This is a genomic window from Ruegeria sp. BG8 (assembly GCF_056538325.1).
Genome location: NZ_JBQFSZ010000006.1, coordinates 19,646 through 40,056 on the forward strand (window position 1 = coordinate 19,646; position 20,411 = coordinate 40,056).

General features: G+C 58.9%; 15 protein-coding genes. 4 read left to right on the forward strand and 11 right to left on the reverse strand.

Going from position 1 to position 20,411, the window contains the following annotated elements; translation table 11 throughout:
* The first annotated feature begins 6 nt into the window (after nucleotides 1-6).
* Nucleotides 7-1,098 carry a Gfo/Idh/MocA family protein gene (locus tag ACR0DG_RS13210; RefSeq protein ID WP_480698093.1) on the forward strand — a complete coding sequence of 364 codons (1,092 nt, stop codon included), beginning with the start codon at nucleotides 7-9 and terminating at the stop codon, nucleotides 1,096-1,098.
* An 8-nt stretch (nucleotides 1,099-1,106) separates the two neighbouring features.
* Here the strand turns inward: ACR0DG_RS13210 and ACR0DG_RS13215 are convergent, their stop codons facing one another.
* From ACR0DG_RS13215 to ACR0DG_RS13250, 8 genes are all read right to left on the reverse strand, one after another.
* Nucleotides 1,107-3,722, reverse strand: coding sequence for a molybdopterin-dependent oxidoreductase (locus tag ACR0DG_RS13215; protein ID WP_480698139.1), 2,616 nt, complete (start codon nucleotides 3,720-3,722; stop codon nucleotides 1,107-1,109).
* 5 nt (nucleotides 3,723-3,727) lie between these two features.
* Entirely contained in the window at nucleotides 3,728-4,060 is a 333-nt protein-coding gene (gene nirD, locus ACR0DG_RS13220; RefSeq protein WP_170355473.1) for a nitrite reductase small subunit NirD, read from the reverse strand.
* Nucleotides 4,057-6,489, reverse strand: a complete 2,433-nt coding sequence (gene nirB / locus ACR0DG_RS13225) for a nitrite reductase large subunit NirB (RefSeq protein WP_480698091.1) — start codon at nucleotides 6,487-6,489, stop codon at nucleotides 4,057-4,059. The genes nirD and nirB overlap by 4 nt, the downstream gene beginning before the upstream one ends.
* Before the next feature lie 5 nt (nucleotides 6,490-6,494).
* Nucleotides 6,495-8,180 carry an ABC transporter ATP-binding protein gene (locus tag ACR0DG_RS13230; protein WP_480698089.1) on the reverse strand — a complete coding sequence of 562 codons (1,686 nt, stop codon included), beginning with the start codon at nucleotides 8,178-8,180 and terminating at the stop codon, nucleotides 6,495-6,497.
* Between the two features lie 5 nt (nucleotides 8,181-8,185).
* On the reverse strand, nucleotides 8,186-9,271 hold the full coding sequence (locus tag ACR0DG_RS13235; protein ID WP_480698087.1) for an ABC transporter permease: 1,086 nt from the start codon (nucleotides 9,269-9,271) through the stop codon (nucleotides 8,186-8,188).
* A 101-nt stretch (nucleotides 9,272-9,372) separates the two neighbouring features.
* A complete protein-coding gene (locus ACR0DG_RS13240) occupies nucleotides 9,373-10,740 on the reverse strand; it encodes a CmpA/NrtA family ABC transporter substrate-binding protein (RefSeq protein WP_480698085.1) in 1,368 nt (455 codons plus the stop codon).
* 272 nt (nucleotides 10,741-11,012) lie between these two features.
* Nucleotides 11,013-12,185, reverse strand: a complete 1,173-nt coding sequence (locus ACR0DG_RS13245; RefSeq protein ID WP_480698083.1) for a CmpA/NrtA family ABC transporter substrate-binding protein — start codon at nucleotides 12,183-12,185, stop codon at nucleotides 11,013-11,015.
* Entirely contained in the window at nucleotides 12,182-12,766 is a 585-nt protein-coding gene (locus ACR0DG_RS13250) for an ANTAR domain-containing response regulator (protein WP_480698081.1), read from the reverse strand. The genes ACR0DG_RS13245 and ACR0DG_RS13250 overlap by 4 nt, the downstream gene beginning before the upstream one ends.
* A gap of 285 nt (nucleotides 12,767-13,051) precedes the next feature.
* On the opposite strand from ACR0DG_RS13250, the gene ACR0DG_RS13255 reads away from it, so the two are divergent.
* The 3 genes from ACR0DG_RS13255 to ACR0DG_RS13265 all read left to right on the forward strand — a co-directional run bounded on the left by ACR0DG_RS13255 (nucleotide 13,052) and on the right by ACR0DG_RS13265 (nucleotide 16,717).
* A complete protein-coding gene (locus ACR0DG_RS13255; protein WP_480698079.1) occupies nucleotides 13,052-14,206 on the forward strand; it encodes a phosphoserine transaminase in 1,155 nt (384 codons plus the stop codon).
* 72 nt (nucleotides 14,207-14,278) lie between these two features.
* Entirely contained in the window at nucleotides 14,279-15,874 is a 1,596-nt protein-coding gene (serA, locus tag ACR0DG_RS13260; RefSeq protein WP_480698077.1) for a phosphoglycerate dehydrogenase, read from the forward strand.
* A 90-nt stretch (nucleotides 15,875-15,964) separates the two neighbouring features.
* Nucleotides 15,965-16,717 (forward strand): metallophosphoesterase family protein, encoded by a 753-nt coding sequence (locus ACR0DG_RS13265; protein ID WP_480707180.1) that lies wholly within the window; start codon nucleotides 15,965-15,967, stop codon nucleotides 16,715-16,717.
* Here ACR0DG_RS13265 and ACR0DG_RS13270 read toward each other — a convergent pair.
* From ACR0DG_RS13270 to ACR0DG_RS13280, 3 genes are all read right to left on the reverse strand, one after another.
* Nucleotides 16,714-18,225, reverse strand: coding sequence for a malonate--CoA ligase (locus ACR0DG_RS13270; RefSeq protein WP_480698073.1), 1,512 nt, complete (start codon nucleotides 18,223-18,225; stop codon nucleotides 16,714-16,716). The genes ACR0DG_RS13265 and ACR0DG_RS13270 overlap by 4 nt on opposite strands.
* A gap of 81 nt (nucleotides 18,226-18,306) precedes the next feature.
* Nucleotides 18,307-19,011 (reverse strand): GntR family transcriptional regulator, encoded by a 705-nt coding sequence (locus ACR0DG_RS13275; protein WP_480698071.1) that lies wholly within the window; start codon nucleotides 19,009-19,011, stop codon nucleotides 18,307-18,309.
* A gap of 24 nt (nucleotides 19,012-19,035) precedes the next feature.
* Nucleotides 19,036-20,391 carry a formimidoylglutamate deiminase gene (locus ACR0DG_RS13280; protein ID WP_480698069.1) on the reverse strand — a complete coding sequence of 452 codons (1,356 nt, stop codon included), beginning with the start codon at nucleotides 20,389-20,391 and terminating at the stop codon, nucleotides 19,036-19,038.
* Nucleotides 20,392-20,411 lie beyond the last annotated feature (20 nt).

Genomic DNA, 20,411 nt, shown 5'->3' on the forward strand with positions numbered 1-20,411 from the left:
GAACGCATGACCCGGACCATCCATTACGGGCTGATCGGATGCGGCATGATGGGGCAGGAACATCTGCACAATATCGCTTTGTTGGACGGCGCGCGTGTCGCTGCAATTTTCGAACCCGACCCGGACATGGCGCAGGCCGCGCAGAAGATTGCGCCAGAGGCAAAGATGGTGGCCTCTGTCGATGATCTTCTGACCGTGGCGGAATTGGATTGCGTCGTCATTGCCAGCCCGAACCATCTGCATGTCGCGCAAATCGAACACATCGCTCGGGTTCGCCCTTTGCCATTGCTGGTCGAAAAGCCGTTATTCACCAATCCCGAAGATGAAACGCGGCTAGAAGCGATCCAGCGCGATTACACCCATCCGATCTGGGTTGCGATGGAGTATCGCTATATGCCGCCCATCGCCGCTTTGATTGACGAGGCGTCAGCGACGGGCGGTGTCAAAATGCTGACGATCCGAGAGCACCGCTTTCCCTTTCTGGAAAAGGTCGGCAACTGGAATCGGTTCAATCGCAATACGGGCGGCACATTTGTCGAAAAGTGCTGTCATTTCTTCGACCTGATGCGTTTGATCCTGAAATCCGATCCGGTGCGTGTTACCGCAAGCGGCGGGCAAGCCGTCAACCATCTGGATGAGGTTTACAACGGCGAAACACCCGACATTCTGGACCACGGTTATGTCATGGTCGACTTTGCCTCGGGCGCGCGTGCGATGCTGGAGCTTTGCATGTTTGCCGAAGGCGCGCGCTACCAGGAAGAGATTTCGGCCATTGGTCCGAACGCCAAGATCGAAGCGCTGGTGCCCGGACCGGGCCGGTTCTGGCCCGATCATCTGGGCGAGGCACCGGTGCCGCAATTGATCATCAGCCCGCGTGCCCCGAAGGGGCCGGTTTGTAAGGACATCCCCGTCGACCCGGAACTATTGGCGGCAGGTGACCATAACGGGTCTACCTTCTACCAGCATCAGGGGTTTCTGGCGGTCATTCGGGGTGAGAAGTCTGCGCCTGAAGTGAGCCTGCAGGACGGCTTGTGGGCCGTGCGTATGGGGTTGGCTGCGCAAAAGGCGCTGGAAACCGGCGAAACTGTCTGGATTTGATGCCGCACTTATTGCGCGGCCTCCTTTTGTTGCGCGGTCGCCAGCAGCGCGGCCAGTTCCGGACGGCACGATCCGCAATTAGTTCCAGCCCGCAGGGCCTCGCCAATGGCGTCGACGGTCAAGAGGCCCTTGGTTTCGATCGCGGTTAGGATCGTATTCACACCGACATCGAAACAGGAACACAGAACAGGGCCGGGATCGGGCCTGTCTGCCGGTGCCCGGCCTGACAACAGATCGGGCACTTCCGGCAATGTCGCCAAATAATCACGCATCACGGCGACTGGTTCGGGTGAGACGAACAGGGCAGCAGCGATACGCCCATCCTCATGAAATGCCAGACGCGCCATTCCGCGTGCCGGGTCCTCGACCACTGCAACCTCTGCATCAGGAAGGTTAAGCATTTTGCGCGCTGTTTCGATCCAATCGTCCACGGCGTTCAATCCGGCCAGTTCAGCGCGATAGCCCGCTTTTGTCGGAACCTGCGCCCAGTATTCACAGGTTGGGGACATTTCGTGCCGAGATACCGCGAACCCGTACCATTTTGCGTCGAAACGGGTGAGACGAACGACCGAAGCCTTGCTCTCGGGTTGGCCAGAAACCGGATCGGTGGCCGCGGCGATGACTGCATCTATCCGGGCTGAGGGGGCGGTTTCCGCAGTCCAGTGGATTGGCGCAAAAACCTGTCCGCGCGTGACGTTTTCGTTGATCCGAGCGCGGAATATCGCCTTGCCATGCGGGCTGCTGATTTCAACAAGATCGGCAGGTTTTATTTCGGTCTTATGCGCGTCTTCGGGGTGAATCTCGACAAAGGGTTCAGGCAGGTGCGCCGACAAACGGGCGGATAACCCGGTGCGCGTCATGGTATGCCACTGATCGCGCAAGCGACCGGTGTTCAGCCAGAAAGGATGGCGCGGTTCAGTCTTTGCAGCCGGTGGCCGCCAGGACACCGGCAACAGCCGCGCCTTTCCGTCAGCGTGAAAGAACTGGCCGTCGGCAAAAAAACGACCGCCCTGTCGATTTGCCGTTACGGGCCAACGGGTGGGTTCAAGCGCCTCGTATCCGGCTGTATCCAGATCGGCAAAACCAGAGATATCGAAGTCACGGCCAAAACGCGCCGCGATACCAGACAGCGTGGCATATTCCCGAAATATCTCACTGGGGGACTGATAGTCGAAAGCCGATTGCCAGCCCATGCGACGCCCGACCTCGGCCAGAATGTCCCAATCTGCGCGCGCCTGCCCAGGTTGAGGCAAGATCGCGCGCTGGCGGCTGATCGTGCGGTCCGAATTGGTGACCGTGCCGTCCTTTTCGGCCCATGCTGCGGCGGGCAACAAGACATCAGCCAGCCGAGCGGTATCTGTGCGTGCCGTAATGTCCGAGACTACGGTGAATGGACAGGCCGCGATGGCGTCGCGAACGGAATCCGCTTCGGGCATCGAAACGGCAGGGTTTGTATGGATCACCCACAATGCCTTGATGCGTCCGTCCCCCACTGCGCGGAACAGGTCTACGGCCTTCAGACCGGGGGCTTCGGGCATGGTGGGGGCTGACCAAAATCCCCGCACGGCGGCGCGGTGGTCGGCGTTTTCGATGTCCAGATGGCAGGCAAGCATGTTGGCCAGCCCACCCACTTCGCGCCCACCCATCGCGTTGGGTTGCCCTGTGACAGACAGAGGCCCGCAGCCGGGTTTGCCAATACGACCCGTCGCCAGATGGCAGTTCAGGATCGCGTTGACCTTGTCACTGCCCGACGTTGATTGATTTACCCCTTGGCTAAAGATGGTCACGACCTTTTCGGTGCTTGTCCACATCTGGCAGAAGGTCGCAATGTCTTCTACGTTTAAGCCGGTGACCGAGACATCGTCGGCTTTTGCGGCCTGTATGGCCTGATCAAATCCGCTGGTGTGCGTCAGAAAATCGGTATCGATCAACCCACAGGCGTCAATCTGGGTCAATAGGTGGTTGAACAGCGCCACGTCACTGCCTGCGGCCAGCGGCAGATGCAAATCAGCGTTGTCACAGGATGCCGTGCGACGAGGATCGATGACAACGATCTTGGTTCCGCGCGCCTGTCTGGCGGCCATCAGGCGCTGATACAGAACCGGATGGCACCACGCGAGGTTCGATCCGACGAGGACGACCAGATCAGCCTCTTCCAGATCTTCGTATGTCCCGGGGACGGTATCAGTACCGAATGCGCGTTTATGCCCCGCCACAGTCGAGGCCATACAAAGGCGTGAGTTGGTATCGATATTGGCCGAACCGATAAAGCCCTTCATCAGCTTGTTGGCCACATAATAGTCTTCGGTCAGCAATTGACCCGACACGTAGAATGCGACCGAATCCGGCCCGTGCTCTGCGATCGTGTCCCTAAACCGATCGGCGACCAATTGTAGCGCGTCGTCCCAGCCAGCCTCTTCGCCCGCGACCACGGGCGACAGCAGGCGCTGCGACAGACCTACGGTTTCTGCCAGGGCCGATCCCTTGGAACACAAATGCCCGTAGTTGGCCGGGTGATCCGGATCGCCTGTAACGGTCAGGCCACCCGCGCCATCCGGTTGTAGCAGAACGCCACACCCGACCCCGCAATAGGGGCAGGTCGAGCGTTTGGCGCAGGCACTCATGTCTTTCACGCGGCGCTCCTTTGCCCCAGCGAGGTGCTGTCCAGCAGGATGCGATCCCCGTCCAGCTGCACCGGGTAGGTGGCAATCTGCCCTTCATCCGCGCCTTGCGCCTGACCCGAGTTCAGGTCGAACACCCAATTATGCAGCGGGCAGGTGACAGACTGGCCGTGCACGATGCCCTCAGATAGCGGGCCGCCCTTGTGGGGGCAGGTGTCCGAGGCGGCAAAGACCTCATCCTTTGCTGTGCGGAACAGGGCGATACAACCGACCGGCGTTTTCACCACGCGCGCGCCGCGCAGGGGGATGTCGTCGATATGTCCGATGTCGATCCAGCTCATTCTGCGGCCTCCAGTGTCAGATCGGCCAATGGCGCAAAGCGCGGGGCCTCTTTGGCCTGCTCGGCCCATGGGTCTTTGCGGTAGATGGATTGGCTGAGTTCGAACCGTTCAACCAGCGCGCGCCGGTTGTCCAGATCATCCACCACGGTTTCCTTGATCCAGTCGAGGCTGGCCTTCGCCATCCATTTGTACAAGCGGTCCAGATACTTGCCGCCCTCTCGATAGGCTTGGGTGACGGCCATCACGACCTCAATCGCCTCATCCTCGGTCGGAACCTGTACCAGCAGTTCGGTTTCCTTAACGTCCATGCCAGCGGCGCCGCCGATGCTGATCTGATAGCCGCTGTCGACACAGACAACACCGATATCCTTGCAGGTCGCTTCGGCACAGTTGCGCGGGCAGCCCGAGACTGCCAGCTTCAGCTTGTGCGGCGTCCACGAGCCCCACAGGATTTTCTCAAGCTTGATGCCCAGACCGGTGCTATCTTGCGTGCCGAACCGGCAATGATCGGTGCCGACACAGGTTTTCACCGTGCGCAAGCCTTTGGAATAGGCATGGCCCGAGACCAGACCAGCCTTGTTCAGATCGGACCAGATATAGGGCAGGTCTGCGCCCTTCACGCCCAGCAGGTCGATGCGCTGCCCGCCGGTGACTTTGACGGTCGGCACATCGTATTTCTCGGCCGCATCAGCAATAGCACGCAGTTCCGCAGGGTTGGTGATGCCACCCCACATTCGGGGCACAACGCTGAACGTGCCGTCTTTTTGAATGTTGGCGTGTTTGCGTTCGTTGACGAAACGGCTTTGCGGGTCGTCCTGATATTCCACCGGCCAGTCAGCCAGCAGATAGTAATTTACCGCCGGGCGGCAGACATGGCAGCCGTTGAGCGTTTTCCAGCCCAGCTCTTGCCAAACGGCCTCCTGGCTTTTCAGCTCTTGCGATTTGATCAGGCGGCGGACGTCTTCGTGGGTCAGATCGCAGCAGCCGCAGATGGGTTGTGCGGCTGGCATCTGGAAGTCATCGCCCAGCGTAACCTGCAGCAACTGTTCCACCAGTCCAGTACATGTCCCGCAAGAGGCGCTGGCCTTGGTGGTTGCCCGGATCGCGCCCAGATCAGTTGCGCCGCCTTCAATGGCTGATGTGATTTGGGATTTGCATACGCCGTTGCAGCCACAGATTTCCGCCTCAGGCGGCAATGCTGCAACGGCTGAGAGAGGGTCCACAGTGGCCCCTCCCTGATAAGCAGGACCAAAAATCAGCGTCTCGCGCATCTCCGAGATGTCCTCGCCGTCCCGGATGAGACCAAAGAACCAGTTGCTGTCGGCGGTATCGCCATACATGACCGCGCCGACCAGCTTGTCATCTTCCAGCACCAGCCGCTTGTAGACACCACGCGCGGGGTCGCGAAAGACGATGTCCTCGCGGGTTTCGCCCTCGGCAAAGTCCCCGGCGCTGAACAGATCGCAGCCCGTCACCTTCAGTTTGGTCGAGAGCGAGCGTTGTTTGAACGCCGCGTCTTCACCCAACAAGGTCTGGGCCAACACTTTCGCCTGATCGTATAGCGGTGCGACAAGGCCAAATAGCTCGCCCTGATGCTCGACACACTCCCCGACGGCGTAAATGTCGGCGTCCGAGGTGATCATCTGATCGTCCACATGGATGCCCCGACCTACGGCAAGGCCCGTCTCCTGCGCCAGTGCGGTGTTGGGGCGGATGCCCACAGCCATCACCAACAGGTCACAGGGAAGCTCGGTGCCGTCCTCCAACAGCAGCGCCCGGGCCTTGCCATCCTTGCCCGCGATTTCGGTCGATTTGGCATTCAACAGAACGGTGATGCCTTTTTCTTCCAGCGATTTCTTAAGCAGATAACCTGCGGCCGGGTCCAGCTGACGCTCCATCAGGTGACCCATGATATGCACAACGGTCACATCAGCCCCGCGCGCGGCCATGCCTGCGGCGGCCTCAAGCCCCAACAAACCGCCGCCGATCACGACGACCTTGTTGCCCGCACCCATGCCCATCATCTTCTGCGTGTCTTCCAGATCGCGATAGGCGATCACACCGTCCAGATCATGCCCGGGCATCGGGATCATGAAGGGGTTGGAGCCGGTGCCGAAGATCAGCTTGTCATAAGGAACATGGCCGTTTTCGCCTTCGACCACTTTCAGCTCGCGGTCGATTTTGACAACTTTCTCGCCGAACCGGCAGGTGATCCCGCGTTCCGCATACCAGGCGTCATCATGGGTGACGATGTCTTCATAGGTTTGTTCACCTGCCAGAACCGGGCTCAGCATGATGCGGTTGTAGTTTCCGCGCGGCTCGGCGTTGAACAAGGTGATGTCGAATGCATCGGGGGCGGCGTCGGTCAGGTGTTCCAACACCCGACCCGAGGCCATGCCGGCTCCGATGACAACCAGTTTCTGTTTCATGGCTTTCACTCCGCAGCGATGGCTTGGGGGGCAGGGGATTTGGGCTTGGGTTTCGCCCCGTGCTCGTATTCTTCGAGGAAATCCAACACCTCTTGCCGGTATTCGTAGTAATCGGGATGGGCCAGCAGCGCCTTGCGGGTACGCGGGCGCGGCAGGTCGACATTGGTGATCTTGCCGATCGTGGCCTGTGGGCCGTTCGTCATCATCACCACGCGATCGGCGAGCAGGATCGCCTCGTCCACGTCGTGAGTCACACAGATCGTGGTAACTTTGGTCCGCGACCAGACCTCCATCAGAACCTCCTGCAGCTCCCACCGGGTGAGGCTGTCGAGCATCCCGAAGGGTTCATCCAGCAGCAACAGTTTCGGCGACAGGGCAAAGGCGCGGGCGATGCCCACACGCTGGCGCATCCCGTTCGACATGTCGGCGGCGGATTTGTCCATCGCATCGGCCAGACCGACCCGTTCGAGGTAATATTCCACAACATCCTGCCGCTCGGCCTGGCTGGCGCGCGGATACACGCGGTCCACCCCGACCGATACGTTTTCCTTGGCGGTCAGCCATGGGAACAGCGAAGGCGATTGGAACACCACGGCGCGTTCCGGATCCGCGCCTTCGACGTGGCGGCCATCCAGCTTGATCGCACCTTTCGAGATTTCGTTCAGACCAGCGGCCATGGTCAACACCGTGGACTTGCCGCAGCCCGAGTGGCCGATCAGCGAGATGAACTCACCCCGGTTAAGCTTGAGGTTGAAATCCTCGACCACGGTCAGCGGACCTTTGGGCGTGGGGTAGACCTTGTGCAACTGGCTGAAGTCCAGATACCGTTCTTCGATCAGACCCTCCTGCGCTTCTTTCACCGCTGCGGGGACACCGTGGATCGGGGTTACGTCGGGCAGGGTCTTGGTGCCTTCGACCTTGGCCTCGATCCCCACATCCATCAGGTATTTCGTGACCTCGCCACGCAGCGCCTTGAACGTCTCGTCATGGTTCATGGCCGAGCGATCACGCGGGCGAGGGATCGAGACCTTGAACTCAGTCCCCAGCGTGCCATCGGGGTTCAGCGGGATGATGCGGTCGGCCAGCAGGATCGCCTCGTCCACGTCATTGGTGATCAGGACACAGGTTTTACGGTCGGCCTCCCAGATCTTTTCGATCTCTTCCGCCAGATTGCCTCGGGTCAATGCATCCAGCGCCGACAGCGGTTCGTCCAGCAGCAGAACCTCGGGGTCCATCGCCAGTGCGCGGGCCACGTTCACCCGTTGACGCATCCCGCCCGACAATTCAGCGGGGCGGCGACCAACGGCGTGGCTGAGGCCAACCATACGGATGAAATGGGCGACCTTTTCCTCTTTTTCAGCCTTGGGCATCTTGGGGAAAACCGCGTCCACGGCCAGCCGCACATTGCCCGTCACCGTCAGCCACGGCATCAGCGAGTAGTTTTGGAAGATCACCCCCCGTTCCGGCGCGGGGCCGGTGATGACCTTGTCGCGGAAAGTGACGCTGCCCTTGGTGGGGAACTCGATCCCCGCCATCAGGTTGATCAGCGTGGTCTTACCGGTGCCGGAAAAGCCCAGCAGCACCACGAACTCACCTTCCTGAACCGAGAGGTTGATGTCTTTCAGCACATCCGTCGCAGCAGTGCCGGTGCCGAAGGATTTGCTGACATTCTTGAAGTCGATCACAGCCATTTGGGTCACCGGTTGTTCGAGAAGGTAAACAGCGACTGCAGCGCATACATCACGCGATCCAACAGGAAGCCGATGATGCCGATGGTAAATACAGCCACCATGATCTTGGCGAGCGAGCTGGAGGAACCGTTCTGGAACTCATCCCATACGAACTTGCCCAGACCGGGGTTCTGCGCCAGCATCTCAGCCGCGATCAGGACCATCCAGCCAACGCCAAGCGACAGACGCAGGCCGGTGAAGATCAGCGGCAGGGCCGAGGGCAGCACCAGCTTGGTGATCTTGGTGTAGGTGTTCATTTTCAGAACTTTGGAGACGTTCACCAAATCTTTGTCGATCGACGCCACACCCAGCGAGGTGTTGATCAGCGTGGGCCACAACGAACACAGCGTCACGGTAATGGCCGAGATCAGGAAGGATTTTGCGAACCAACCGTCATTGGTGACGTAAACGGCCGAGACGATCATGGTCACAATCGGCAGCCATGCCAGCGGCGAGACCGGTTTGAAAATCTGGATCAGCGGGTTCAGCGCGGCGTTTGCGGTGGGCGACAGGCCCGCAGCGATGCCGAGCGGCACAGCGACAATAGTGGCGATCAGGAACCCGAAGAACACGGTTTTGATCGAGGTCCAGATTTGGTTGTAGTAACTCGGCGCACCGGTATAGGCGACTTCTTTGACTTTTTCGGGCTGGCCTGCGTCGATGAACTTTTGATTGCGCTTTTCGACCATGGCCTCGAACTTGGCCTTCTTGGCGGCCTTGGCCTGTGCGTCCTGATGCAGGCTAATGGCCTCGGACCAGACCTGCGCCGGACCGGGGACAGCGCCTAGCGAGGTTTGCACTTTGGGTGCCAACGTGCCCCAGAGAACCAAAAAGGCACAGATGGCCAGCAACGGTACGACCAACAGGCGCCAAATCTCACCCATCTGCGCGCGCGGGTTGTCGCCTGCGCCGGCTTTCAGAATGGGGGTGATCCAGGCCAGGCCCAAAACCTGAAACCATTTGTCGGCGGCGTTGATCCGGGTGAACAGGCGGGCCTTGCGGGCCTCGCGTTCAGCATCAGCGGATAGCGTATCGTGGTCGATGGCTGTCATCTTGCGGTCTCCTGGCCCGGTCGATCAGTGCCGGGCGGGGGTGAATTTCTGTGTGAGATGGGAAAAGCCCCCCGACCGCGCAGGGTCGGGAGGCAGGGGAGTTAACCCTGGACTTCGGTTCCAACGACGACCTGCTCGCCTTTCAGGCCAATCGGCAGGCTTTGCAAATAGGCATTAGGCTGACGGGCGTCGTAAGGGATGCCGTCGATGATATCTTCGGCAGGTGTCGGGGCCTTGTAGCCGTCGCTGTCCCAGGGGAAGTCGGCCTCATTCGCCAGGCCTTCGTCGACCAGCATTTTCGCGGCGTCCAGATAGATGTCGGGGCGGTAGACGGACTTGGCGACCTCATCATACCACGCATCGGTCTGCGGCTCGGCGATCTGGCCCCAGCGGCGCATCTGGGTCAGGTACCAGATGGCGTCCGAATAGAACGGGTAGGTCGCGTTATAGCGGAAGAACACGTTGAAATCGGGCACTTCACGCTTGTCGCCCTTTTCATATTCAAACGTTCCGGTCATCGAGTTCGCGATCACGTCGTAGTCGGCACCCACATATTCCGGCTGGCTCAGCATCTCGACTGCAGCAGGGCGGTTGGCGTTGTCGTTTTCATCCAGCCACATCGCGGCGCGGATCAATGCTTTGGTGACGGCGCGGGTGGTGTTGGGGTACTGCTCGGCGAACTCGGCATTGATGCCAAAGACCTTTTCGGGGTTGTTCTTCCACAGCTCGTAATCGGTGATGACTGGAACACCGATGCCTTTGAACACAGCCTGCTGGTTCCAAGGTTCACCAACGCAGTAACCGTAGATGGTGCCCGCTTCCAATGTGGCTGGCATCTGCGGCGGAGGTGTGACTGACAGGAACACATCCGCGCCGATCTGGCCGGTCACGTTCTCGGGGCTGTAGTAGCCCGGGTGCAGGCCACCAGCGGCCAGCCAGTAGCGCAGTTCATAGTTGTGCGTAGAAACGGGGAAGACCATGCCCATGTTAAAGGGCTTGCCTTCGGATTTGTACTTTTCGACCACCGGGGCCAGCGCCTCGGCCGAAATCGGGTGCTGCGGGCGGCCGTCATCCATTTTCGGGATGTTGGGCTTCATCTCTTCCCAGACTTCGTTCGAAACGGTGATACCGTTGCCGTTCAGGTCCATCGAGAAGGGGGTGATGATATGCGCCTCGGTGCCATAACCGATCGTCGCGGCCAACGGTTGCCCGGCCAGCATATGCGCACCGTCCAGCTGCCCGTCGATCACACCGTCCAGCAGCACTTTCCAGTTGGCCTGCGCTTCCAGCGTCACAAACAGACCCTCATCCAGAAAATAGCCATTCTCATAGGCCACAGCCAGTGGGGCCATGTCGGTCAGCTTGATAAAGCCAAAGGTCAGCTCGTCTTTTTCCAGCTCCAGTGTCTCAGCCAGGGCCGGGCTGATCAGCGCTGTGGTGGCGACAAGGCCTGCAAGGAATTTCTTCATGTGGGTCTGTCCCTTTCTTGGTCCCGGCGATCCGGGAGGGGTGAAAAACAAAAAGCCGCTGCACGCTCTGACCGGGAGGAGTGGTCAGAGAGTGAGCGGCTTTGCTCAGTCATTCCCAAACTTTGGGAGGAATTCTAAAGGTACACGCCTTTGCGTACCGATGAGATTAGCGTGCGGAAAGATGAGGCTCAAATCAAGGTTATTGCTGCGATGCAGCGTGATTTTTCTGCATTTGCGCTGCGCGCTGCTGACTGGCGCCTAATTTTTGGGCGTCAGATATCCTGAGGATCAAAAATGCGTCCATCCAGAAACGCGTCGCGCTTCAGTGACAGCTGCCCGTTATGCGATGCCACCGGCGTGGTTTCGCGAATCGCACCCTCAAGTTTTTCCGAGGCTCCGGGCAAATCGGCCCCAATGCCGTCCATTTGGTCGCGATAGATATCGCTGCGGAACACAGAGCCCGCCTGCGCCAGTGCTAAGTGCGGATCCAGATCAAACCGTTGGGCCAGGCGCTGGGCGATCCATTTGGCCTGACTGCGCCACGGAAAGCTGGCAGCGCCGTCATGAAATTCCAAAAAGCCGGGCACTTCGCGCTGCTCGGCCTGACCAGAGATGACAAATCTGCCCGACAGGGCGCGGTCGATCAATTCCGAGGGCAAATTCAGATAGGCATCGCGCGCCAGAATTTCTGCCGCCGCCGTTTGGCTTCCGGGTTTGCTGAGCCAGCGCCCCGCGCGCCATACAGCACGCATCAGCTTTCCTAGCAGATGCGGTTCCGTATCCGCCCATTCCGTCCGCACCGCCAAAACTTTTTCCGGCGCAAAGGCCCAGATCGCCTGACCCGGTAACAAAAGCGCGCCGGCCTGCGATTCGACCGCAACGGATCCCCATGGCTCTCCAACGCAGAACGCATCGACATCTCCGTCAGCCAACGCCTGCGCCATCAGGGGCGGTGGGATCGTGCGCACCTCAATCCCGATCTGTGACAGGGCGGTGGCTTCGATCCAGCAATGCAAAAGCTCGACATGCATGGAAAAGGGGAACGGAACGCCGAAAACCAAAGGGCGCTCAGTGACTGAAGCCAAAGCCGCTGCCGCCTTGTATGGATCATCGAAATCGAAATCATATCCTTTGTCGCGCAATCGCATCTCAAGCGCGCGGCTGACACCGATGACATCGCCATTCACCGACAGGACCGAAACGGCGGACAACGGTTGGGTTACGCCACCCAGGCCCAAAGCCATGGCAACAGGCACAGGCGACAGCAGATGCGCCGCATCCACACGTCCAAAGGCCAGCATATCGCGAACCGACGACCAGGATGGTGCGGCGATCAGGTCCAGTTCGATGCCTTCTGCACGTGCAAGACCCATCTCATGCGCAACGATCAAGGGCGCGGCATCCACCAAGGGGACATAGGCAACGGGTAACTTCACGGCGTTCATGACAACAACCCCGAGGCGGTCACCAGCGCTTCGGCCACATCCGCGACACGGCGGCCTTGGTCCATCGCAGCTTTGCGCAACAGGGCATAAGCCTCTTCTTCTTCGACCCCGCGCGCTTTCATCAACAACCCTTTGGCACGGTCGATGACCTTGCGTTCTTCCAAGGCCCGCTTGGTTTCAGCCAGCTCGCGGCGCATTTGGCGAACGATCTGGAACCGCGCAATGGCTGCATCCAGCACAGGTTTCAGGCGATCCGGCTGCATCCCGTCAACCACATAGGCTGAAAGCCCGGCTTCGATTGCTGTCGAGGCCAAATCCCCCGCGGCCCCTGATACAAACATTGCAACCGGACGTTCCAATGGCCCCGAGGCCAATGTCAGTTCTTCAAGCATATCGCGGGTGGGATTGTTAATGTCGATCAGCACCACATCCGGCACCAGCGCTGCAATCTTGCGCGCAAGGCTCGAGACGTTGCCGATGACGTGAACATCGTAGGCACCGGATGCCTTAAGCGCGTCGACAATGGCAATTGCGCGTTCGCGATCTTCTTCAACAACGACGATGGTCAAGGTGTCAGGCATGGCACCTTTTCACCAGTCAGGTGATCCACGACAAGAGATTGATGGGGATTCTTTCTGCCTTGCAGCAAGCCTGCCTAAAAAACAGTCAATCGGGCCGAAAGTCTGGCTTACGCGACGGATTTCTTCCGCCTATCGGAAACTCATGTGCGGAAAAGCGGCACGAACACCGGTCGTTTTTCTAAATTAACACGCCTTTTTCACTTGCTGGGCAGGGGATGGGTTTCTAGGTGTTGCGGCGGGACACCCCTCCCCAACGAGGGGCGTGTATCTGGAAGGGTAATACAGATGAGTATTCAACAACCGGCAACGCGGCCGGCTAATCCGCGTTTTTCTTCTGGCCCCTGCGCCAAACCCCCCACATTTGATCTGTCTAAACTGGCCGATGCTGCGCTGGGACGTTCGCACCGTGCCGCCGTCGGTAAGGACAAGCTGAAGGCAGCCATCGAAGGCACGCGTGAGGTGCTGGGCATTCCGGCGGATTACAAGATCGGCATCGTTCCCGCCTCGGACACTGGCGCGGTCGAGATGGCGCTGTGGTCGCTGTTGGGCGAGCGCAAGGTCGAGATGCTGGCATGGGAGAGCTTTGGTGCCGGTTGGGTGACCGACGTGGTCAAGCAGCTGAAGATCGATGCCGAGGTCAAGACCGCCGACTACGGACAGATCGTCGATCTGGCCTCGGTCGATTTTGCTAATGACGTTGTATTCACGTGGAACGGCACGACCTCGGGTGTGCGGGTTCCCGATGGCGACTGGATCGCGGATGACCGTCAGGGTCTGACGATCTGCGATGCAACAAGTGCCGCCTTTGCGATGGACCTGCCGTGGGACAAGCTGGATGTGACCACGTTCAGCTGGCAGAAAGTGTTGGGCGGTGAGGCGGCCCACGGGATGCTGATCCTGAGCCCTCGTGCGGTTGAGCGGCTGGAAAGCTATACCCCCGCATGGCCGCTGCCCAAGATTTTCCGCCTGACCAAAGGTGGCAAACTGATCGACGGTATCTTTACCGGGGCCACGATCAACACGCCTTCGATGCTGGCGGTTGAGGATTATCTGTTCGCACTGGACTGGGCGCGCTCGGTTGGCGGCTTGCAGGGCTTGATTGCCCGCGCGGATGCCAATGCCGGGGCAGTGCACGCGTTTTGCGACCAGAACGACTGGATCGCCAATTTGGCCGACGACGTGGCGACGCAATCGAACACGTCCGTTTGCCTGAAGTTCACCGATCCACGCATTCATGACGGTGCGACATTCGCCAAGGCCGTGGCCAAACGGCTTGAGGCTGAGAATATCGCGCTGGACATTGGTGCCTATCGCGACGCCCCCGCGGGTCTGCGCATCTGGTGTGGCGGCACGGTTGAGACCTCGGACATCGAAGCGATGTTGCCGTGGTTGGCCTGGGCCTTCGAGGCCGAGATCGCTGCGCAAACGGCAGCCGCCTGACAAGATTTTTCGACGAAAAATCTGGGCCCGCCTGTGGCCCGGACATTTCCCTATAGTTCAAGGACCAGAGATATGGCCCCCAAAGTACTCGTATCTGACAAGCTCAGCGAAACCGCCGTGCAGATCTTCCGTGATCGCGGCATCGACGTGGATTTCATGCCCGATCTGGGCAAAGATAAGGACAAGCTGGCCGAGGTGATCGGACAGTATGACGGCCTCGCCATTCGCTCGGCCACCAAGGTCACGCCGACCCTGCTGGAAAAAGCCGATAATCTGAAAGTCATCGGTCGCGCAGGGATCGGCACCGACAATGTCGACAAGGAAGCGGCCTCCAAGAAGGGTGTGATCGTGATGAACACGCCCTTTGGCAACATGATCACAACTGCCGAACACGCCATCGCGATGATGTTCGCCGTGGCGCGGCAAATCCCCGAGGCCAGCACCTCGACCCATGCGGGCAAGTGGGAAAAGTCCAAGTTCATGGGGATTGAGCTGACCAACAAGACGCTTGGTGTGATCGGTGCGGGCAATATCGGCGGCATCGTTTGCGAACGCGCGCTGGGGCTGAAGATGAAGGTTGTCGCGTATGACCCTTATCTGAGCGAAGAGAAAGCCGACAAGATGGGTGTCGAAAAGGTCGAGCTGGACCAGTTGCTGGCCCGCGCCGATTTCATCACACTGCATGTGCCGCTGACCGATCAGACGCGGAACATCCTGAGCCGCGAGAATCTGGCCAAGACCAAACCCGGTGTGCGCATCGTCAACTGTGCCCGTGGTGGTCTGGTCGATGAAGAGGCGCTGGCCGAGATGCTGCAATCGGGTCACGTGGCGGGCGCGGCCTTTGACGTGTTCAGCGAAGAACCGGCCAAGGAAAACGCCCTGTTCAACCTGCCCAACGTGGTCTGCACGCCCCACCTTGGCGCGGCCACGACTGAAGCTCAGGAGAACGTGGCGCTGCAGGTGGCCGAGCAGATCTCGAACTATCTGCTGACCGGGGCGGTGGAAAACGCGCTGAACATGCCCAGCGTGACTGCCGAAGAAGCCAAGATCATGGGCCCCTGGATCAAATTGGCCAGCCATCTGGGCAGCTTTATCGGCCAGATGACGGATGAGCCGATCAAGGCGATCAACATCCTTTACGATGGTGTCGCGGCCGAGATGAATCTGGCGGCGCTGAATTGTTCGGTCGTGGCTGGGATCATGAAAAAGTTCAACCCCGAGGTGAACATGGTCTCGGCCCCGGTTGTCGCGAAAGAGCGCGGCATCCAGATCTCGACCACCAATCAGGACAAGACCGGTGTCTTTGACGGCTATGTCAAGGTGACCGTCGTGACCACCAAGCGCGAACGTTCGATCGCGGGTACTGTGTTCAGCGACGGCAAGCCGCGCTTTATCCAGATCAAAGGCATCACGATCGACGCAGAGGTGGGCGCGCATATGCTCTATACCACCAACGAAGATGTACCGGGCATCATCGGTGCGTTGGGACAGACGATGGGCGAGAACGATGTGAACATCGCGAACTTTACCCTTGGCCGGTCCGAGGCCGGTGGCGAGGCCATCGCGCTGCTTTATGTTGATGAGCCGGTCCCGGCCGAGGCGCGGGCCAAGCTGGCCGAGACGGGTCTCTTCACCCAGATCAAGCCGTTGGAATTTGACGTCGCCTGAGTCACTTTTGAACGGTGACGATTTTGATGCCCGCACTGAAAAAGTGCGGGCATTGTCTTTCATTGGTCATTCTCATGGTCCAAAAGGCCGATGACCCACGCAGAAAGCATTGATGTGACGACCCCCATTTACGCAATCGGTGACATTCACGGGCAGCTCGGCATGCTTCAAGAGGCATTAGCTCGGATTGAGGCGGACGGAGGTCCGGATGCGCGCGTCGTGTTCTTGGGCGACTATGTGGACCGTGGTCCCGATAGTCGGGGTGTTTTGGATCTGCTGATCCAAGGCCAACAGGAAGGGCGGAATTGGGTCATGGTCCTTGGAAACCACGACCGAATGATGACGCGGTTCGTGCAGGAAGGTGAATTTGCCGACAAACATCTGCCAATCACACTCAGTTGGTTGCATCCGCGTCTGGGAGGGCGCGAAACTCTGGCCTCTTACGGAGTTGATGTGACGGATGCGGACCGTATCTATCAGGTACATGAACGCGCTTGCGCCGCTGTCCCGCCACGGCACTTGGATTTTGTAAACGCGCTGCCGACATATCATCGCGAAGGTGAGTTGCTGTTCGTGCACGCGGGTGTCAGGCCCGGTATTCCGATCGAGCATCAGGCCGAAGACGATCTGGTATGGATCAGGCACGAGTTTCTCGCAGAAAAACGCCCGTACCCGTGGCTGGTCGTTCACGGGCACACGCCGGTTGATCAAGCCGAACACTGCGGAAACCGGGTCAATCTGGATACGGGGGCAGGTTATGGGCGCCCCCTGACAGCCGCTGTTTTCGAAGGGCGCAACTGCTGGTCCCTGACCCAGCGTGGCCGGGTTCCACTGCGCAGTTAGGTAAACTGGTTCTTATAGCGTTCGCGTAAAACGTTTTTTTGAACCTTGCCCATTGTGTTACGGGGCAGTTCATCCAGTAAAATCAGTTCCCTAGGATGTTTGAACCGCGCCAGGTCGTTTTGCACGGTTTGCATTATGGCTTCCAGATCAGGCGTTTGCCCCGGCTGGGCCACCAGAAGACCCAGAACCGTTTCGCCGAAATCGGGATGCGGCACGCCAATTACGGCGCTTTCCAGAACGCCGCTTTGATCATCCAACATCACCTCGATTTCCTTTGGGTAGATATTGTAACCACCTGAGATAATAAGGTCCTTGCCGCGTCCGAGGATATGGACATAGCCGTCCTTGTCCACGCGCCCCAGATCGCCGGTGATAAAGAACCCGTCCGCGCGCAGTTCGGCTGCGGTCTTTTCAGGCATTTGCCAATAGCCTTCGAAAACGTTCGGGCCGCGCACTTCGATCATGCCGATCTCGCCTTGAGCCAGATCCGCGCCGGTTTCGGGGTCGGTCACTTTCAATTCGACATCCGGCAAGGGGAACCCAACCGTACCCGGGCGACGTTCTCCGTCATAAGGGTTCGAGGTGTTCATGTTGGTTTCGGTCATGCCATAGCGTTCAAGAATGCGGTGACCGGTACGCGCTTCAAACCGCTCATGTGTCTCTGCCAGCAGTGGGGCTGATCCCGAGATGAAAAGTCTCATGTGTGACGCCAGGTCCTGAGTAAAGCGCTCATCCCCCAGCAAACGGGTGTAAAACGTTGGAACGCCCATCATCGACGTCGCCTGAGGCATGAGGCGCAAGATATCGTTCAGATCAAATTTAGGCAGAAAGATCATTGACCCGCCCGAGGCCAGAGCAACGTTTGTCGCGACAAACAGACCATGCGTGTGAAAGATCGGAAGCGCATGCAAAAGCACGTCATCCTGAGTGAACCGCCATTCCCGCACCAGCGTTTCCGCGTTCGACAATAGATTGGCCTGGGTGAGCATGGCCCCTTTTGATCGCCCTGTTGTCCCGGACGTATACAAAAATGCAGCCAGATCGTTTTCGTCCCGTCGGACAGGCTCAAACGCCGGTAGCATGCCCAATGCCCGCCGCATCAGACTACCGGATCCATCAGCGTTTAGGGTTTCAAGCCGGGCATTTTGTGCCTCTGCAATCGGTGCCAACCCGTTTTCGTTTGCGGCGTCGCACACCACCAGAGAGGCCCCGCTGTTTTCAACAAAATAGCTCAGCTCGCTGACCGTGTACGCGGTGTTGAGAGGCAGGAAGATCAGGCCAGCCTGAGCACATGCAGCATACAGCGCCAGTGCTTCGGGGGATTTTTCAACCTGCACGGCGACCCGGTCACCCGGTTCCAGCTCAAACCCAACCAGCGCGTTGGCCAGCTGCGCCGCCATATCCAGAAACGCGGCATAGCTTAAGGTTTGTCCGTCTGAAAGATGCAGGAATGGAGTGTCCTTGCCCGCGTGAATGCCAAATAAGCGATCATAAAGCGGGTTGCCCATGGCATCTGTTCCTTTTGCCCGATCAGTTGTCCGGAAACTTGGCTTGGATTGATGGGGCGGTAAAGCCTATTCTTGATGAGATCAAAACTGCGTGGTCATGCGGTAACCGGCTGCAAAGAACATCTTTGCAAAGGTGACGGGCTGACCCTCTAGCCAGGTGATGCGTTCACCGGTGAAGACGGGCTCGCCCTCAGATACGTCCAGAAATCCTGCAACAGCGTGATCAGCGCGGCTGGCCAGAAAGGTCAGCTCGACATTGGTAAAAGGTACTGTCTGTATTAGCCATTCATTTGGCCCGATCGTCGAGAAATCTGCATTTACAACCTGCGGAACGCTGTCGACAACGATCCAGCGATCTTCGTATTGAAACGGTGTATTGCCTGAAAAATGCATGCAACGCACATGCATGACCTGTTGCCCCGCCGCCAATGCAAGCCGCGCGCTCAGCCAGTCCGGAGCATCCTCAAGCCCGGAAGACACCAACGCATAGCGATAGGTTCCACCAGACGCTTCGACTTCATCCCGGACCATGGGAATCGTAAATCGAGCCTGACGCTGCGGTGCGCTAAGGACCCGAGTACCTGCTTTGCGCCGCCGTTCCAGATACCCTTCTTCGGCAAGTTCACGCAGCGCGCGATTGACGGTTGTTCGGGTGCACGAAAACTCGGCCGCGAGGTCCTGTTCATTGGGTAACAGCGACTCTGGCCCCCAATGCCCGGTACGAATACGCGAAAGAACGGTTTTCTTGATGTCTTTGTAGCTGGTATTTTCGGTGGTCTGTGGCATGGAACCTCGTCTTGGCTACGGGTTTTAGACGTCGTTCAGCAAATCGGCAATCGCGTGGCGATAGTTCGATACGATCTGGTCGTGCGAGACGTGCCGTCCACCGCTAACCATGTGCCGACCTGCGGACCAAAGATCCGTTACTAACCTGTCAGGCGCTGCAAAACACAGACCGTCCAATAGTTGTTCATCCGCAAGGCCGCACAATGTGGGATGAGCCCGGTCAATCGCAACCAGGTCAGCCAGTTTACCTAGTGCAATCGTCCCCGCATCACGCCCCAAGGCCTGCGCCGCCCCTTGAGCCGCGCCGGTGTAAAGCGAGTGTCCGACAGACCCTTTGCCAGTGACCAGTACAGCTCTTTCACGGTCTCTCAGACGTTGAGAGTATTCCAGCAGGCGAAGCTCTTCTGGCAGGGAAATCCTAATATTAGAGTCTGATCCAATGCCAAATCGACCACCTTCATTCAGAAAAACCGAGCCGTTGAAGATACCATCGCCAAGATTGGCTTCGGTAATGGGGCATAGCCCGGCCACTGCGCCAGACGTGGCCAATGCTCGGGTTTCCGCGTCGGTCATGTGTGTTGCGTGGATCAGGCACCAGCGATCGTTCACTTCGACCCTATCAAGCAACCACTCGACCGGCCTGCGGCCCATAGCGGCCTGAACATCGGCGACCTCGCGCAATTGTTCGGCGATGTGGATGTGGACCGGCCCACTTGGCGTCGCCGCAAGCAACGACAGAAGGTCGTCCGGCGATGTCGCCCTGAGTGAATGCGGTGCAACACCAATTCTGCTGTCAGGATGGGGCAGAGCGGCGCGACAATCCGAGACCAATTGTAGATACGCATCCAGGCTGTTCCCAAAGCGAAGTTGCCCGCCCGTCAACGCCTCTTGCCCGACCCCGCCATAGGTGTAGAGGACCGGCAGATGCGTCAGACCAATGCCTGTTTCTACGGCAGCGGCGAATATGCGCTGACTCAATTCGCTCTTGTTGTGGTAGTGAAGGCCGCCGGGCTGGTGGTGGACGTAGTGAAACTCGCCCACCGCGGCGTAACCGGCCTCTTGCATCTCCATGAATGCCAGCGCGGCAATGGCTTGGATCTGGTCCGGCGTAAGCCTGTCCAGAAACCGGTACATCAGGCTGCGCCAAGTCCAGAAACTTTCACGCCCGGCCATGCGGGTCTCGGTCATCCCGGCCATTGCGCGCTGAAAGCTGTGGCTGTGCAAATTCCCCAGTGCCGGAAGAAGAACGTCCACTCGTATATCTTCGCCTTTGGCAGGCGCGTCGGTTTCCAACTGGGAAATTTTACCGTTTCGAATTTCGACCCTCAGATTCTGAATCCATTCAGAGCCTAACAAAGCTGTTTTCGCGTGGAGCATCATTGTCATTTCTTTTGTGTAGA

Coding starts and splice junctions, on each gene's coding strand:
- nirD (WP_170355473.1), bottom strand. CDS start 4,060: ATGAGCTGGATCGACATCGGACATATCGACGACATCCCCCTGCGCGGC.
- ACR0DG_RS13270 (WP_480698073.1), bottom strand. CDS start 18,225: ATGGGCAACCCGCTTTATGATCGCTTATTTGGCATTCACGCGGGCAAG.
- ACR0DG_RS13215 (WP_480698139.1), bottom strand. CDS start 3,722: ATGAGTGCCTGCGCCAAACGCTCGACCTGCCCCTATTGCGGGGTCGGG.
- ACR0DG_RS13230 (WP_480698089.1), bottom strand. CDS start 8,180: ATGGCTGTGATCGACTTCAAGAATGTCAGCAAATCCTTCGGCACCGGC.
- ACR0DG_RS13250 (WP_480698081.1), bottom strand. CDS start 12,766: ATGCCTGACACCTTGACCATCGTCGTTGTTGAAGAAGATCGCGAACGC.
- ACR0DG_RS13275 (WP_480698071.1), bottom strand. CDS start 19,011: ATGCCACAGACCACCGAAAATACCAGCTACAAAGACATCAAGAAAACC.
- ACR0DG_RS13245 (WP_480698083.1), bottom strand. CDS start 12,185: ATGAACGCCGTGAAGTTACCCGTTGCCTATGTCCCCTTGGTGGATGCC.
- serA (WP_480698077.1), top strand. CDS start 14,279: ATGGCCCCCAAAGTACTCGTATCTGACAAGCTCAGCGAAACCGCCGTG.
- ACR0DG_RS13210 (WP_480698093.1), top strand. CDS start 7: ATGACCCGGACCATCCATTACGGGCTGATCGGATGCGGCATGATGGGG.
- ACR0DG_RS13255 (WP_480698079.1), top strand. CDS start 13,052: ATGAGTATTCAACAACCGGCAACGCGGCCGGCTAATCCGCGTTTTTCT.
- ACR0DG_RS13240 (WP_480698085.1), bottom strand. CDS start 10,740: ATGAAGAAATTCCTTGCAGGCCTTGTCGCCACCACAGCGCTGATCAGC.
- ACR0DG_RS13265 (WP_480707180.1), top strand. CDS start 15,965: ATGACCCACGCAGAAAGCATTGATGTGACGACCCCCATTTACGCAATC.
- nirB (WP_480698091.1), bottom strand. CDS start 6,489: ATGAAACAGAAACTGGTTGTCATCGGAGCCGGCATGGCCTCGGGTCGG.
- ACR0DG_RS13280 (WP_480698069.1), bottom strand. CDS start 20,391: ATGATGCTCCACGCGAAAACAGCTTTGTTAGGCTCTGAATGGATTCAG.
- ACR0DG_RS13235 (WP_480698087.1), bottom strand. CDS start 9,271: ATGACAGCCATCGACCACGATACGCTATCCGCTGATGCTGAACGCGAG.